We start from the raw sequence: 13,145 nt of genomic DNA, 5'->3' as shown, positions 1-13,145 counted from the left end.
CCATGCTGCGATCGCGATCACGTGCGATCACAACCGTATCAACTGCGACATCCTTGATCTAACACGCTTGCATGTCGGCGCGCCCACGGTGCATCTAGCCGCATGATCACGGATGTCACGATCCCCGCGGCGCTGATCGCCGGCATAGTCAGCTTTCTGTCGCCCTGCGTGCTGCCGCTGGTGCCGCCCTATCTGATTTATCTGACGGGCGCGACCATCGAGCATGTCGCCAATGACGAGCAGGAGGCGGTGTCCCGCCGCGCGGTGATGATTTCCGCGCTGGTGTTCGTGCTGGGCTTCTCCACGGTGTTCGTGATCCTGGGCGCCAGCGCCAGCCTGATCGGCAGCCTGGTGCGTGCCTATGCGGCGCAGCTCTCGATGGTCGCCGGCGTGCTGATCATCCTGATGGGCCTGCATTTCCTCGGCCTGACCCGGATCGGCGTGCTGATGCGGGAAGGCCGCATGACGATGCCGAAGCCCGTCGGGCTTTGGGGCGCCTATGCGATGGGCCTCGCTTTCGCCTTTGGCTGGACGCCGTGCATCGGCCCGATCCTGGCGGCGATCCTGTCGGTGGCGGCGGCAGAGGCGACGGTGACCAAAGGGGCGGGGCTGCTTGCCGTCTATTCGCTCGGCCTCGGCATCCCGTTCCTGATCGCGGCCTTCATGGTGGAGCGCTTCTCCAGCGTGTTCGCGCGGATGAAGAAGCATCTGGTGCATGTGGAGCGCGCGATGGGCGTGCTGATGATCATCACCGGTATCGCGTTTCTCACCGGCGGCATCGCGAATGCCAGCATCTGGCTGCTGGAGACGTTTCCGGCGCTGCAGAATTTTGGATAGCAGTGGTTAAGGCCTGAAACTCAGCCCTCATGGTGAGGAGGCGCCTCTTCGGCGCCGTCTCGAACCATGATTGGTGATCGCATCCATCCTTCGAGACGCGCGCCAAGGGGCGCGCTCCTCAGGATGAGGACGGAGTGGGAAGAGGGCGGTGAAGCTCAGCTTCCCTTGCCAAGCTCCGCATAATTCCCCTTGGCGTCCCACTTGTAGACGACATAGTCGATGGCCTTGATGTCGCCCTTGGCGTCGAACGCCATCTTGCCGAGCACGGTGTCCCATTCGCCGGCCTTGATCACATCCATGACCTTCTTCAGATCCGTCGAGCCGGCCTTGGCGACGGCCTGGGTCCAGACCTGGAACGCGGCATAGGTGTAGAGCGTGTAGCCTTCGGGATCGATGTTCTTCGCCTTGAACTTCTCGACGATCGCCTTGGCGGTCGGCTTGTTGCGCGGATCCGGGCCGAAGGTGAACAGGGTGCCTTCCGCGGCAGGGCCGGTGATCGAGGCGAATTCCTTGTCGTTCATAGCATCGCCGGCCATCAGCACGGTCTTGAGGCCCTGGTCGCGCATCTGGCGCAGGATGAGGCCGGCTTCCTGATGGTAGCCGCCGACATAGACCAGATCGATATTGTCCCGCTTCAGGCGCGAGACGATGGAATTGAAATCCTTGTCGCCCTTGTTGTAGCTCTCGAACAGTTTTTCGGTGAAGCCGGCCTTGTTGAGCGCCTTCTTGGTTTCGTCGGCGAGACCCTTGCCGTAAGTGGTCTTGTCGTTGAGGATCGCGACATTCTTGCCCTTGTAGTTCTTGGCAATGTAGTCGGCGGCAACGAGGCCCTGCTGGTCGTCACGGCCGCAGACGCGCAGCACATTGGCGAGCTTGCGCTCGGTGAACAGCGGATTGGTGGAGGCCGGCGTGATCTGCAGCACATTGCTGTCGGCATAGGCTTCCGAAGCCGGGATCGACGACGACGAGCAGAAATGTCCGGCGACGAACGGCACCTTGGAGGAGGCCAGTTTCTCGGCCACCGAGCGCGCCTGCTTGGGATCGCAGGCATCGTCGCCGACCTGCAGCGCCAGCTTCTTGCCGAGCACGCCCCCGGCGGCATTGATGTCAGCCACGGCCTGGTCGGCGCCGTTCTTCATCTGCCGGCCGAAGGCCGATTCGCCGCCGGTCATGGGGCCGGCCACCGCGACATTGATGTCCTGCGCAAAGGCTGCGGAGGAGAGCAGCGATGCGGCGAATGCCAGACCGATGAGCTTGATGGGTTTCATATGATCCTCGCGATGATCCAGAACGGGGCCGTGCGGCCGGGTGGATGACACCGGAGTGTGGGGCGATTTTCGCGCGAAGTCATCGGCAATTTTAAGGTGCCCCCAAGGCCGACTGCGTCACTTCGCCGCCGGGTTTCCAACCTCTCCCCGCGACAGGGCAGGGAGAGGTTGGTGAGCATCGCGACAAGCTGCGAGCTTCAATCCTTCAGCTTTGCGCGCTGTGCTTTCAGATCATCCGCCGCCAGCGGCAGAAATCCCGTCGCATTGTCCGTGAAACGGGCGATGATCGCCTGGCCTTCGTCCGACAGCGCGAGTGCCAGATAGTCCTTCACCACAGGATCCAGCGGCTGCTTCGGCGGATGCGCCGCATAGAGCGTGATCGCCGGCGTCAACGGATAGACGCCTCTGGCGACGTCGTCTTTGCCGGGCACGGCGAATGGCTTGCCGGCGTCGTTGGCGAGCGGAACGATGCGCACGCCCTCCGACGACGGCTTCTGTTCGGCCCAGTCGACGATGGCGATGCCGTAGGGATCCTGCGCCACGGCCTGCAGCACCGCGGCATCGTCTGCCAGTCCTTCGTAGTGCCCGGCGAATGGCATGCCGCCGAGGCGGGCCAGCCGCAGGCTGGTGGAGAAGTCGCCATCGTCGCGCTGGCCGTAGAGATGGACGCGGCGGGTGCCCCAGGCGCCGGTGACACCGAGCTGGCTCCAGGTGTTGATGTCGCCCGCGGGTGAACCCGACGTGAACAGGCCGGCAAGCTGCGCCAGCGTCAGGCCTGCAAGCGGATTGGAGCTGTGGACATAGACGGCCGGCGGCGTCTTGCCGCCGGCGCGCGGGCCATAGCCGGCATAGCCGATCTTGATGCCGAGCGGATCGTGCTTGTTGATCGCCTTGAAAGCGCGCAGGTCGGGACGGGCGGCTTCGCCGACCACGAAGCCGATTGCCGTGGCACCGGCCGCCAGCGCGGGCAACGCTGTTGCAGAGCCCTTGAGCATCGGAGCGAATTTTGTGCCGGGATGCGTCTCGGCAAATTTGGCATTCAGCGCATCGATCACCGGCGCCAGCGCTTCATCGCCATGCAGCGCGATGCGGCCGTCGGGCAGCAGATAGCTTGCATCTTTCGGTGCGGCGGCTGGCTTCGTCTTGGCATCCTGGGCCTGTGCGCCGGAGACTGCGATCAGCAAAGCGAGAAGAGGGAAGGTCTGTTTCATTGGTCGAGCTTTGCACGTTCGATAGCCGCGTCGGCGGCGCTGAGGGGGATATAGCCGTTGGACTGGGCGGCAAAAATCTGCTGGCCTTCCTTCGACAGCAGCAGCTTCAGGTAATCGGCAGCGACGGGATCGACCTTGCCGTTCGCTTCGCGGCGCGCGTAGAAATACAGATAGCGTCCATAGGGATATGCGTTGGCCTGGATTTCTGCCGGCGTGCCCTTGATAAATGGACCTTCCGGTTTTTCGGATACGGCGAGCTGCTTGATCTTGTCCGTCCCGCGCCCGATCGCGGCGACGGTGATGCCGCCGGGCTCGTTTTCCAGCCGCTTCAGCAATTCGTCCGTCGAGGAATATTCCTCGTAGGCGGCACTGTAGGGCTTGCCGTCCAGCCGGTTGGCCATCATCCAGGTGCCGAAGCCGCTATATTGCGGCGTGCCGAGCGGATGAATCAGGCGCTTGGTCCAGTGGCCGGTCAGGCCGAGCTGGCCCCAGCGCGAGAAGTCTCCGCCCTCATTGCCGATGGTGAGGATCTTCGCGACTTGCCTGGTGGTGAGCTGCATCAGCGGATTGTCGCGATGGACATAGACGGCCAGCGAGGTCGCGAGTTTCTGCGACGTGTCATTGGCGGCATTGGCGACCTTGATCTCGACCGGCTCGGAGCCGAACGCGCTCTTGAAGCCGGCGGCTTCCAGCAGCTTGATCGGGCGTCCCATCGAGCCGACCAGAATGCGATTGTAAGTGAGATTGGGAATTGCGGTTTCCGCGCCGGCGGAGACATCGACCAGCTTCGCGCCGGGATGGGTTTTGGCATAGAGCGCATTGGCGCGCTCGACGGCGACCTTGGCATGGACCGCGCCACCGATGCGGATCGCGCCATCGGCGCTGAGATAAGGCGCGCCGGCTGCGGGCCTTGCGCTGCTGGGCGCGTAGGCGGGAAGGGCGGGATCGACCGTGAAGGTCTGCGCGATTGCCGGCGTGGCCGCGGCCAGCGCCAGAAAGGCCAGCGATGCCGCGCAGGCGCGGGTGGTGAGGATCATGTTGAACTCGCTCGAGGATGAAGCCATCGTGGCCTATGGCGAGTACCGTTCCCGAGCAACGAACGTGAAGATGCATGGCTGGGGCATTGCAGTCGGCCTGCAGCGGCAGAGCGGTCGAAAGCGCAGCGAAAACAGCTTGCTACGCGCCGCGCCGGATGTGCGACCTCCACCATGTCGCAGTTTAGTATCGCTCTAGACCTGTAGGGCGGGCAAAGGCGCGAAGCGACGTGCCCACCAGCACAAGTCGCGAAAGGTGGCGGGCACGCTGCGCTTTGCCCACTCTACAAAACTAGCCGTGTCGTCCGCCTTCGAGATAGGCAGAGCGAATCTCCGGCGCTTTCAGCAGTTCAGCGCCTGTACCCGACAGCGTGATCAATCCATTGACCATGACATAGCCGCGGTGGGCGAGCCGCAATGCGTGATTGGCATTCTGCTCGACGATCAGCACCGTGAGGCCGTCCTGTTTGTTGAGCACGCGGATGGCATCGAAGATCTGCTTGGCAATCAGTGGCGCGAGGCCGAGCGAGGGCTCATCGAGCAACAGCAAACGCGGACGGCTCATCAGCGCGCGGCCGATCGCCAGCATCTGCTGCTCGCCGCCGGAGAGTGTGCCGCCGCGCTGGGTCATGCGCTCCTTCAGGCGCGGAAACAGCGTCAGCACCTTGTCGAGGCTTTCGCTGTATTGCGCGGGCGTCATCTCGTTGACATCGGCGCCCATCTGCAGGTTTTCCGCCACACTCATGCGCGGGAAGATGCGGCGGCCTTCCGGCGACTGCGCGATGCGCATGCGCGCGATCTCGTGGGTCGGCAGGCCCGTGATATCGGTGCCGTCATAGACGACGCTGCCGGCACGGGCGCGCGGCTTGCCGAAGATGGTCATCATCAACGTTGATTTGCCGGCACCATTGGCGCCGATCAAAGCCACGATCTCGCCGTGCTGAATCGCAAGATCGACACCCTTCAGCGCTTCGATCTTGCCATAGGAGGCGCGCAGGCTGGTGATGGCGAGCATAGGGGAGGTGGTCATGCGATGGCCTCGCCGTCATTGCGAGCGCAGCGAAGCAATCCAGAAAGCCACGTGAAGGAAGAGCTGGATTGCTTCGTCGCAAGGGCTCCTCGCAATGACGGCTGAGAGAACGGCGTTTTCACGTCTCGCCCTCCATGACCGCAATCGCTTCTTCCTCGTCGGCGCCGAGATAGGCGGCGATCACTTTTGGATCGTCACGGATTTCCTGCGGTGTGCCATGCGCGATCTTGACGCCGTAATCGAGCACATTGATGTGGTCGGAGATTTCCATCACCACCGACATGTCGTGTTCGATCAGCAGGATCGAAGTGCCGTGGTCGGCGCGGATGCGCAGCAGGAGTTCATTGAGCTCGCCGCTCTCCTTTGCATTGAGACCGGCAGCAGGTTCGTCGAGGCAGAGCAGGGCCGGTTCGGTACACATCGCGCGCACGATTTCGAGACGGCGCTGGTCGCCGTAAGGCAGGTTGCCCGCCGCATCATCGGCGCGGGGCAGCAGGCCGATCTGGTCGAGCCAGTAGCGCGCGAGATCGATCGCGTCGTTCTCCGCCTTGCGATAGGAAGGCACGCCGAACAGGCCGAGAAAGGTGTAGCCCGACGCGCGCATCAGCGCGTTGTGCTGCGCCACCATCAGGTTTTCCAGCGCGGTCATGCCGGGAAACAGACGGATGTTCTGGAACGTGCGCGCGACTTTGGCGACTTTCGAAATGCGAAAATCGTTCAGCGTCTCTAGCTGCCATTCGCTGTCGGTATGGCGCAGGCGAATGGTGCCCGAGGTGGGCTTGTAGAAGCCGGTGATGCAGTTGAACACCGTGGTCTTGCCGGCGCCGTTCGGCCCGATCAGCGCGGTGATCTTGCCGCGATCCGCGGTGAAGGAGAGGTCGTTGACGGCAACGATGCCGCCGAACCGCATGGTCAGGTTTTCGACGCTGAGAATGGTGTTGATCAACCCGCGCCCTCCTTCACGAGGTCGGAGGAGATCGCCTGATTGCGCTCGAGATAAACCGTCGGCGCGCGATGGCCGATCAAGCCGCGCGGGCGCCAGATCATCAGCAGCACCATGGCCATGCCGAACACCAGCATGCGGAATTGTTCGAGGCCGCGGAACAGTTCGAAGCCGCCGATCAATGCCACTGCGGCAAGCGCGACGCCAAGCTGCGAGCCCATGCCGCCGAGGACGACGATGGCCAGCACCAGCGCCGACTCGTGGAAGGTGAAGCTCTCCGGGCTGATGAAACCCTGCCGCGTGGCAAAGAAAGCGCCGGCAAAGCCGCCGAACATGGCGCCGATCGCGAAAGCCGTGAGTTTCGTCGTCGTGGTGTTGATGCCAAGTGCGCGGCAGGCGACCTCGTCCTCGCGCAGCGCCTCCCAGGCGCGGCCGATGGGCAGGCGGCGCAGCCGGATGGTGGCCCAGTTGGTGATCAGCGCCAGCGCGAAGATGAGATAGAACAGGAAGACGATGCGATGGGTCGGCGAGAACTCGATGCCGAGCAGGGCGGCAAGGCCGTCATCGCCCGGCGTCAGCGGAATGCCGAACATGGTCGGACGCGGAATGCCCGAGATGCCATTGGGCCCGCCGGTGAGCGACTGCCAGTTCAGCAGCACAAGGCGGATGATTTCGCCGAACGCAAGGGTGACGATGGCGAGATAGTCGCCGCGCAGGCGCAGCACGGGAAAGCCGAGCAGGATGCCGAAGAACGCCGCGAGAATGCCGGCGAGCGGCAGGCAGATCCAGAACGACAGGCCAAAGGTCGTCGCCAGCAGCGCGTAGGAATAGGCGCCGACGGCATAGAAGGCGACATAACCGAGATCGAGCAGGCCGGCGAGGCCGACCACGATATTGAGGCCCCAACCGAGCATCACATAGGTCAGCACGAGAATGCCGAGATCGAGGATGTAGCGCTCGTTGTAAAAGATCACCGGCACGAGAAAGGCAAAGATCAGCAGCACCGGCACCAGCGCGCGGCCCGCGAGCGACAGCGCCTTGGTGGCCGAAGGCGGCACGATGCGTACGGTGTCCACCGGTCCCCACCAGTGGCGCAGCAGCTCGATCACGATGCTGCCGACAAATACGGTGGCGACCATGGCGGCGAGATCGCCGAAGCGCGTCCAGTAGGTGAGCTGTCCGTCCGAACCGGCTTCGGTGCGTACGCCGATCATCAGCGAGAACAGCACCAGCGCGACGAGCGCGGAGATCACGGCTTTCTTGAAGATAAATGCGACATCGAGGCCGCGGGTGGGTTTGATTGATGTCGCTACCGCTGCCACGCCGGGTCCCGTCTCAGACTTTTTCGACTTCGGGACGGCCGAGCAGGCCGGTCGGCATGAAGATCAGCACCACGATCAGGATCGAGAAGGCGGCGACGTCCTTGTATTCGGTCGAGAAATAGGCCGACCACAGCGTTTCGATCAAGCCGATAAGCAATCCGCCGAGCATGGCGCCCGGCAGCGAGCCGATGCCGCCCAGCACGGCGGCGGTGAAGGCCTTGATGCCGGCGACAAAGCCCATGAAGAAATCCACCAGGCCATAATAGAGCAGATACATCATGCCGGCGACCGCAGCCAAAGCGGCGCCGATGACGAAGGTCATGGAGATGGTGCGATCGACATCGACGCCGAGCAGCGAGGCCATCTTCTGATCCTGCTCGCAGGCGCGCATGTCGCGGCCAAGCCGTGTGCGCGCGACGAGATAGGTGAACAGCGCCATCAGCAGCACGGTGGTGATGACAACGATGATCTGGATGTTGGAAATGCGGATGGCAAAGCCATCGGCGCCTTCATGCAGCGTATAGCCGCCGGTGATGATCGGCGGCACCGGTTTTACGCGCGCGCCTTGCGCGACTTGCGAGAAGTTGGTGAGCACGAACGACATGCCGATCGCCGACAGCATCGGGGCGAGGCGGAACGAGTGGCGCAGCGGCCGATAGGCGATGCGCTCGATGGTCCAGCCATAGAGCGAGGTGACCGCCATCGCGACCAGCAGCACCAGCAACAGGATCACCGGCACCGCAGTGAGGCCGATGGAAACGAGAATGAGGAAGGTGATCAGCGCAATAAAACCGCCGATCATGAAGATATCGCCATGGGCGAAATTGATCATGCCGACGATGCCGTAGACCATGGTGTAGCCGATGGCGATCAGGCCGTAGATCGAGCCGAGCACGAGACCGTTGATCAGTTGCTGGGCGAAATAATCCATAGACCCCGTATCGTGCTGCCGTGTCCGTGTGAATCGATACCAAAACCCCGACAGCCGGAATCTCGCGATCACTGTTCCATTTTCTAACAGTGCATATGCGGGAACAGCAACAGGCAGACGTGCGGCTAAGTTGTGCTGTCCCTGCCGTTTTTCGCTGCAGCGCAAACGGTTCCGCCGTCACATTTGCTCCGCGCAATGGCCCTGCAATCTCCACGGCGGAACTGCAACGCTTGCGTCAGCGGGACGTTGTCAGTGCGTTGGATGGTTCAACACAGGAGAAGGATACATGTCCAAACGCCAATCGAACCAGAGCCAGAACAATCAGGGCCAGCAGACCCAAAACCCCGGCCAGAATCAGGGCCAGCAGGGCGGTCAGCAGCGGCCCGATCAGCATCAGGATCCGAGCCGTCAGGGCAACCCGCCGGGTCATCAGCAGCAGCGTTAGAGCGGGTTGTTCTCAGCAACCCCTGAGGAAGGCCCCGCCGCAAGGCGGGGCTTTTCTTTTGTCCAGCGCAAATCGGGCTGCTGGCCCCGATATCCACGCCTTTTGAAAATTAAGGTTACCAAATGGTTTACGTTGTCGCAGAGACGGCGTGGGCGTTAGCTCTGCGTCAACCATATCGGCTCGCCCGCGAGTCGCAGATGAGCGATGGACCGCGACGGCATGGCAGAGCACGGCATTTTCCAGGACAATCTGTCGGCCAAAGGCACGGTGCAGAGCTGGCGCATCAGCACCTTCACCGGCGCGCTGCTGGCCTGCTATTTCATCCCGACCTGGACCATTTATGCGTTCCGCATCATGGTCTCGCCGATCCAGGGCTTTTACGAGCGGCCGAATATCTCGCTGGCGCTGTTCCTGAACGACTATCTGCAATTGTCGAGCTTTGGCACCGTGCGTTATGCGTGGCTGCTGGTGCTCGCCAAACTGACCGTTGTGGCTTTCTTTGCGGTGTTTCTGGTGTTCATCACGCAGCCGAAGATCCGCAAGGCGGGCGGCTGCGATGAAGCGCTGGCCGTGGCGCTCAGCATCGGCGGGGCGATTTCATTCGCAGGCATGGTGATGGCCTGGAAGGTCGGCGAGCTTGCCGCCATGCGGCTACACATCACCGAACTGCTGCTGATCCTCGGCGTGGCCGTGGTGATGGCTTTCGAGCCCCCGCTGCGCCGGGACGTGGCGCAGGCGCAGACGTGGTCGAGCGAAGATCCGGGCGAAGCGCCGTCCGTGCAGAAGGCGACCGCAGCGTAACGCTTCGCCCACCCTGCGTTCTAGATCGACAGCCCCAGTTCCTTGATCACCGTGCTGGCTTCCTTGGTCGCGTGATTCACAGCCGGGACGCCGCAATAGATCGCCTGCTGCAGCAGGATTTCCTTGATGTCATCGGTCGTGAAGCCGCCTTCGGTGAGGGCGGCGCGCACATGCAGGCGAAACTCATCCCACTGGCCGAGCGCCACCATGGTGCCGATGACGAGCACGCGCCGTGTGCGATCGTCGAATTGCGGCCGCGTCCAGATCTCACCCCAGGCATAGCGCGAAATGAGGTCGAGGAAGTCGGCATTGAAACTGTTCTTGCCGGCGGCGGATTTATCGACCCACGCATCGCCGAGAATCTTGCGGCGTTTGGCGGTGCCGTTCGCGGCGCGTTGTTGTTCGTCCATGTGTGAAGCTCCGTCATCTCGGCCGTCGTCCCCGCGCAGGCGGGGACCCATACACGCGAGGGTTATAAATTAAACACGGATGGTGGTAACTCTGCCGCTTCAACCGCCTCGTCGGAGGCTATGGGTCCCCGCCTGCGCGAGGACGACACGTAGTTACCTCTGCGTCAGGAAGCCGACCACGGCTTCCGTGAAGGCGTGGCTCTGTTCCACATTCGAAATATGCGCGGCATCCAGCAGCGTCATGCTGGCGCCGGGAATATTTGCGCGGATGAATTCACCGGCGGACACGGGCGTCGCATTGTCCTGCTTGCCGGCAATCACCAGCACCGGGCTTTTGATGTTGGGAAGCAATGCGCGCTGGTCCAGCGTGCTCAGTGCCTCGCAGGCGGCAAGATAGCCGTCCACCGGCGTCGCCAGCAGCATCGCCTTCATCTTGGCGGTCGCGTCCGGATCGCGTTCGCGGAAATCCGCCGTCAGCCAGCCACCGATCACGGCATCCGCCACCGAGGCGATGCCGCCTTCGCGCACGGCCTTGATGCGGTTGTGCCAGTTGGTCGGGTCCGGATAGTAGCAGCTGGTATTGGCCAGGATCATCTTGTTGAAGCGATCCGGCGCGTTGGCGCCCAGCCATTGCCCGACCATGCCGCCCATCGAGAGGCCGCACCAATGCACCGTGTCGATATTGAGATCGTCGAGGATGGCCAGCACATCCTTGCCGTAGCGCTCCATCGACACCGGGCCGTTCATGCCGGATTTGCCATGGCCGCGGCGATCGTAACGGATCACGCGAAACAGTTTTGTCAGCACCGGCAGCTGCGGCTCCCACATGGCCATGGTGCAGCCGAGCGAGTTCGACAACATCAGCGTCGGCCCGCCGTCGCGGCCTTCGACGGAAACATTGAGCAGGCAGCCGTCGGCATCGATCATGGGCATCGGAAATCTCCGTCGTTCTTAATGCGTGAGTGAGGCGAGCAGACGATCGATCAGGGCTTGCGAGGCGCCCTGATAATCCATCGGCTCGAATAATTTGGCGATCGCATCCGTGCTGAGCTGCGCAGTCACTTTCGGATCTGCAGTCAGTACATCGCGCAGATGCTTCTTCTCGGCAGCAGCGGTCTTGCTGGCCGTTTCCACCAGATGATGGGCGTCGCTCTTGCCAAGCGTCTCGGCCAGCGCAAAGGTCACGGCCTCGGCCATGATCAGCCCATGCGCGGTATCGAGATTGCTGCGCATCTTCGCGACATCGACCTCAAGTCCCTCGGCAATATCGACGATGGCGGCGAGGGCGCCGGATGTGACCAGCAGCAGCGTCGGTAGCGTCGGCCATTCCGCATGCCATGGCCCGGCGCTGCGTTCGTGATCCTGCACCTGAGCCGCGAAAATCGTGGCCGCGAGATTCGGCGCCATTGTCGCGGCACCAAGCGCTGATGCGGAGGCCACCGGATTGCGCTTATGCGGCATGGTCGATGAACCGCCGCGGCCTTCGCCGGATGGCTCGAACGCTTCGCCCACATCGGTCTGCATCATCAGCGAGACGTCGCGGGCGATCTTGCCGCAGGTGCCGGACAGGATGGCGAGTACCGAAGCAAAGTCAGCGATGCGGTCGCGATGCGTGTGCCAGGGTGCGTCGGGGAGCGGCAGGTCCAGTTCTTTTGCGAGTTTCTCCGCGACAGCCAGACCCTTGTCGCCCAGCGCTGCCAGCGTGCCTGCGGCACCGCCGAATTGCAGCGCCAGTCCGTCAGCGCGAAGCCGGGCAAGCCGTTGGCGCGAGCGATGCAGCGCCGAGGCATATTCCGCGAGCTTGAGCCCGAACGGCATCGGCAGCGCATGCTGCAGCCAGGTGCGCGCGACCACCGCTGTGTTGCGGTGTGTCTCTGCCAGTTTCGCAAAGCCAGCAATGGCGCGGTCGCAATCAGCGAACAGCGCATCGATCGCGGCGCGCAAAGTCAGCATGGTTGCGCTGTCGATCACGTCCTGGCTGGTGGCGCCCCAATGCACATAGCGTGCGGCATCCGCATCGGCCTTGGCCACAAGGGCCGTCAGCGCCTTGACCAGCGGAATCGCCAGATTGCCCGAACGCGTCGCCGCATCGGCCAATGCGCCCGTGTCGAATCGATCAGCGCGACATGCGGCTTCGATGGCCTTGACGGCATCAGCGGGAATCACGCCGACAGCGGCTTCCGCCCGCGCCAACGCGGCCTCGAAATCCAGCATGTGCTGCAGTGTCGTGGCGTCGTCACAGATCGCGCGCATCGCGGCGCTCGAGAGTAACGGTGCCAGAAGAGGGGAAAGGGCTGTACTCATTTGGCCGGACCCTAGCCATTCCCGCCGGAGTCTCCAAGAGGCTGCGGAAGAGGCCCGCAGCCGCGCGGCTGTTGCACTGCGAATAGGCAGCAGGCCGTTTGCGGGCTGGTCTTTCCTTTGCTCGATCCGTGCATTACTTGGAATAAGCCTTTTTAAATTCCAAGACCTTCAGGAGATTGCCCATGGCCATGACGATGAGCGGCGAAGTGCAACTGGCCGCAAGCCGCGAAGTGGTGTGGGAGAAGCTCAACGATCCTGCCGTGCTGAAATCCTGCATCCCTGGCTGCGAGGAGCTGGAGACCACCGAGGATGGCGGTTTCCGTGCCACGGCAAAAATCAAGGTCGGCCCGGTCTCGGCCCGCTTCAAGGGCAAGGTGACCTTGAGTGATCTCGATCCGCCGAATGGCTACAAGATCTCCGGCGAAGGCGAGGGCGGCGTCGCCGGCTTCGCCAAAGGCGGTGCTACGGTGGCGCTGACCGACTAGGATGGCGGCACGCTGCTCACCTATAATGTGGAGGCGCAGATCGGCGGCAAGCTCGCCCAGCTCGGCCAGCGCCTGATCAATGGCTCCGCCAAGAAGATCGCCGACGAGTTTTTCAACAATTTCG

The 13,145-nt window shown here is 62.9% G+C and carries 13 protein-coding genes and 1 pseudogene; 4 read left to right on the top strand and 10 right to left on the bottom strand.

Annotated elements, in window-relative coordinates:
- Positions 1-102: 102 nt before the first annotated feature.
- Positions 103-837 (top strand): cytochrome c biogenesis CcdA family protein, encoded by a 735-nt coding sequence (locus ACIQ2A_RS07925; RefSeq protein WP_398477612.1) that lies wholly within the window; start codon positions 103-105, stop codon positions 835-837.
- 155 nt (positions 838-992) lie between these two features.
- On the opposite strand, the gene ACIQ2A_RS07920 is transcribed toward ACIQ2A_RS07925, so the two are convergent.
- The 7 genes from ACIQ2A_RS07920 to ACIQ2A_RS07890 all read right to left on the bottom strand — a co-directional run bounded on the left by ACIQ2A_RS07920 (position 993) and on the right by ACIQ2A_RS07890 (position 8,576).
- Positions 993-2,105 carry a branched-chain amino acid ABC transporter substrate-binding protein gene (locus ACIQ2A_RS07920; protein WP_398477610.1) on the bottom strand — a complete coding sequence of 371 codons (1,113 nt, stop codon included), beginning with the start codon at positions 2,103-2,105 and terminating at the stop codon, positions 993-995.
- Between the two features lie 197 nt (positions 2,106-2,302).
- Positions 2,303-3,316 carry a PstS family phosphate ABC transporter substrate-binding protein gene (locus tag ACIQ2A_RS07915; RefSeq protein WP_398477608.1) on the bottom strand — a complete coding sequence of 338 codons (1,014 nt, stop codon included), beginning with the start codon at positions 3,314-3,316 and terminating at the stop codon, positions 2,303-2,305.
- Positions 3,313-4,353 carry a PstS family phosphate ABC transporter substrate-binding protein gene (locus ACIQ2A_RS07910; protein WP_398477606.1) on the bottom strand — a complete coding sequence of 347 codons (1,041 nt, stop codon included), beginning with the start codon at positions 4,351-4,353 and terminating at the stop codon, positions 3,313-3,315. Before ACIQ2A_RS07910 ends, ACIQ2A_RS07915 begins: the two co-directional genes overlap by 4 nt.
- A 289-nt stretch (positions 4,354-4,642) precedes the next feature.
- On the bottom strand, positions 4,643-5,380 hold the full coding sequence (locus ACIQ2A_RS07905; protein WP_398477604.1) for an ABC transporter ATP-binding protein: 738 nt from the start codon (positions 5,378-5,380) through the stop codon (positions 4,643-4,645).
- Between the two features lie 118 nt (positions 5,381-5,498).
- Entirely contained in the window at positions 5,499-6,290 is a 792-nt protein-coding gene (locus tag ACIQ2A_RS07900) for an ABC transporter ATP-binding protein (RefSeq protein WP_398477727.1), read from the bottom strand.
- A 32-nt stretch (positions 6,291-6,322) separates the two neighbouring features.
- On the bottom strand, positions 6,323-7,645 hold the full coding sequence (livM, locus tag ACIQ2A_RS07895; RefSeq protein WP_398477602.1) for a high-affinity branched-chain amino acid ABC transporter permease LivM: 1,323 nt from the start codon (positions 7,643-7,645) through the stop codon (positions 6,323-6,325).
- 13 nt (positions 7,646-7,658) lie between these two features.
- On the bottom strand, positions 7,659-8,576 hold the full coding sequence (locus ACIQ2A_RS07890) for a branched-chain amino acid ABC transporter permease LivH (RefSeq protein ID WP_398477600.1): 918 nt from the start codon (positions 8,574-8,576) through the stop codon (positions 7,659-7,661).
- Positions 8,577-8,862: 286 nt separating this feature from the next.
- Here ACIQ2A_RS07890 and ACIQ2A_RS07885 point away from each other — a divergent pair, with 286 nt between their 5' ends.
- On the top strand, positions 8,863-9,021 hold the full coding sequence (locus ACIQ2A_RS07885) for a hypothetical protein (RefSeq protein ID WP_398477598.1): 159 nt from the start codon (positions 8,863-8,865) through the stop codon (positions 9,019-9,021).
- 219 nt (positions 9,022-9,240) lie between these two features.
- Positions 9,241-9,822: a hypothetical protein gene (locus ACIQ2A_RS07880; RefSeq protein WP_398477725.1), complete on the top strand. Its 582-nt coding sequence runs from the start codon at positions 9,241-9,243 to the stop codon at positions 9,820-9,822.
- 20 nt (positions 9,823-9,842) lie between these two features.
- Here ACIQ2A_RS07880 and ACIQ2A_RS07875 read toward each other — a convergent pair whose 3' ends face one another.
- The 3 genes from ACIQ2A_RS07875 to ACIQ2A_RS07865 all read right to left on the bottom strand — a co-directional run bounded on the left by ACIQ2A_RS07875 (position 9,843) and on the right by ACIQ2A_RS07865 (position 12,536).
- Positions 9,843-10,232, bottom strand: coding sequence for a carboxymuconolactone decarboxylase family protein (locus ACIQ2A_RS07875; protein WP_398477596.1), 390 nt, complete (start codon positions 10,230-10,232; stop codon positions 9,843-9,845).
- Between the two features lie 153 nt (positions 10,233-10,385).
- Positions 10,386-11,165, bottom strand: coding sequence for a 3-oxoadipate enol-lactonase (pcaD, locus tag ACIQ2A_RS07870; protein WP_398477594.1), 780 nt, complete (start codon positions 11,163-11,165; stop codon positions 10,386-10,388).
- Positions 11,166-11,183: 18 nt separating this feature from the next.
- On the bottom strand, positions 11,184-12,536 hold the full coding sequence (locus ACIQ2A_RS07865) for a 3-carboxy-cis,cis-muconate cycloisomerase (RefSeq protein WP_398477592.1): 1,353 nt from the start codon (positions 12,534-12,536) through the stop codon (positions 11,184-11,186).
- A 182-nt stretch (positions 12,537-12,718) separates the two neighbouring features.
- Here ACIQ2A_RS07865 and ACIQ2A_RS07860 point away from each other — a divergent pair.
- Positions 12,719-13,145, top strand: a pseudogene (locus ACIQ2A_RS07860) (CoxG family protein); the annotation flags it as partial.

The sequence above is a fragment of the Tardiphaga sp. genome (assembly GCF_044336785.1).
Lineage (GTDB): Bacteria > Pseudomonadota > Alphaproteobacteria > Rhizobiales > Xanthobacteraceae > Tardiphaga.
This window is presented reverse-complemented; position numbering and strand designations above follow the sequence as displayed.

Excerpts from the sequence above, each read along its gene's own strand:
- ACIQ2A_RS07925 (WP_398477612.1), top strand. The coding sequence starts at position 103 with ATGATCACGGATGTCACGATCCCCGCGGCGCTGATCGCCGGCATAGTC.
- ACIQ2A_RS07920 (WP_398477610.1), bottom strand. The coding sequence starts at position 2,105 with ATGAAACCCATCAAGCTCATCGGTCTGGCATTCGCCGCATCGCTGCTC.
- ACIQ2A_RS07915 (WP_398477608.1), bottom strand. The coding sequence starts at position 3,316 with ATGAAACAGACCTTCCCTCTTCTCGCTTTGCTGATCGCAGTCTCCGGC.
- ACIQ2A_RS07910 (WP_398477606.1), bottom strand. The coding sequence starts at position 4,353 with ATGATCCTCACCACCCGCGCCTGCGCGGCATCGCTGGCCTTTCTGGCG.
- ACIQ2A_RS07905 (WP_398477604.1), bottom strand. The coding sequence starts at position 5,380 with ATGACCACCTCCCCTATGCTCGCCATCACCAGCCTGCGCGCCTCCTAT.
- ACIQ2A_RS07900 (WP_398477727.1), bottom strand. The coding sequence starts at position 6,290 with ATGCGGTTCGGCGGCATCGTTGCCGTCAACGACCTCTCCTTCACCGCG.
- ACIQ2A_RS07890 (WP_398477600.1), bottom strand. The coding sequence starts at position 8,576 with ATGGATTATTTCGCCCAGCAACTGATCAACGGTCTCGTGCTCGGCTCG.
- ACIQ2A_RS07885 (WP_398477598.1), top strand. The coding sequence starts at position 8,863 with ATGTCCAAACGCCAATCGAACCAGAGCCAGAACAATCAGGGCCAGCAG.
- ACIQ2A_RS07880 (WP_398477725.1), top strand. The coding sequence starts at position 9,241 with ATGGCAGAGCACGGCATTTTCCAGGACAATCTGTCGGCCAAAGGCACG.
- ACIQ2A_RS07875 (WP_398477596.1), bottom strand. The coding sequence starts at position 10,232 with ATGGACGAACAACAACGCGCCGCGAACGGCACCGCCAAACGCCGCAAG.
- pcaD (WP_398477594.1), bottom strand. The coding sequence starts at position 11,165 with ATGCCCATGATCGATGCCGACGGCTGCCTGCTCAATGTTTCCGTCGAA.
- ACIQ2A_RS07865 (WP_398477592.1), bottom strand. The coding sequence starts at position 12,536 with ATGAGTACAGCCCTTTCCCCTCTTCTGGCACCGTTACTCTCGAGCGCC.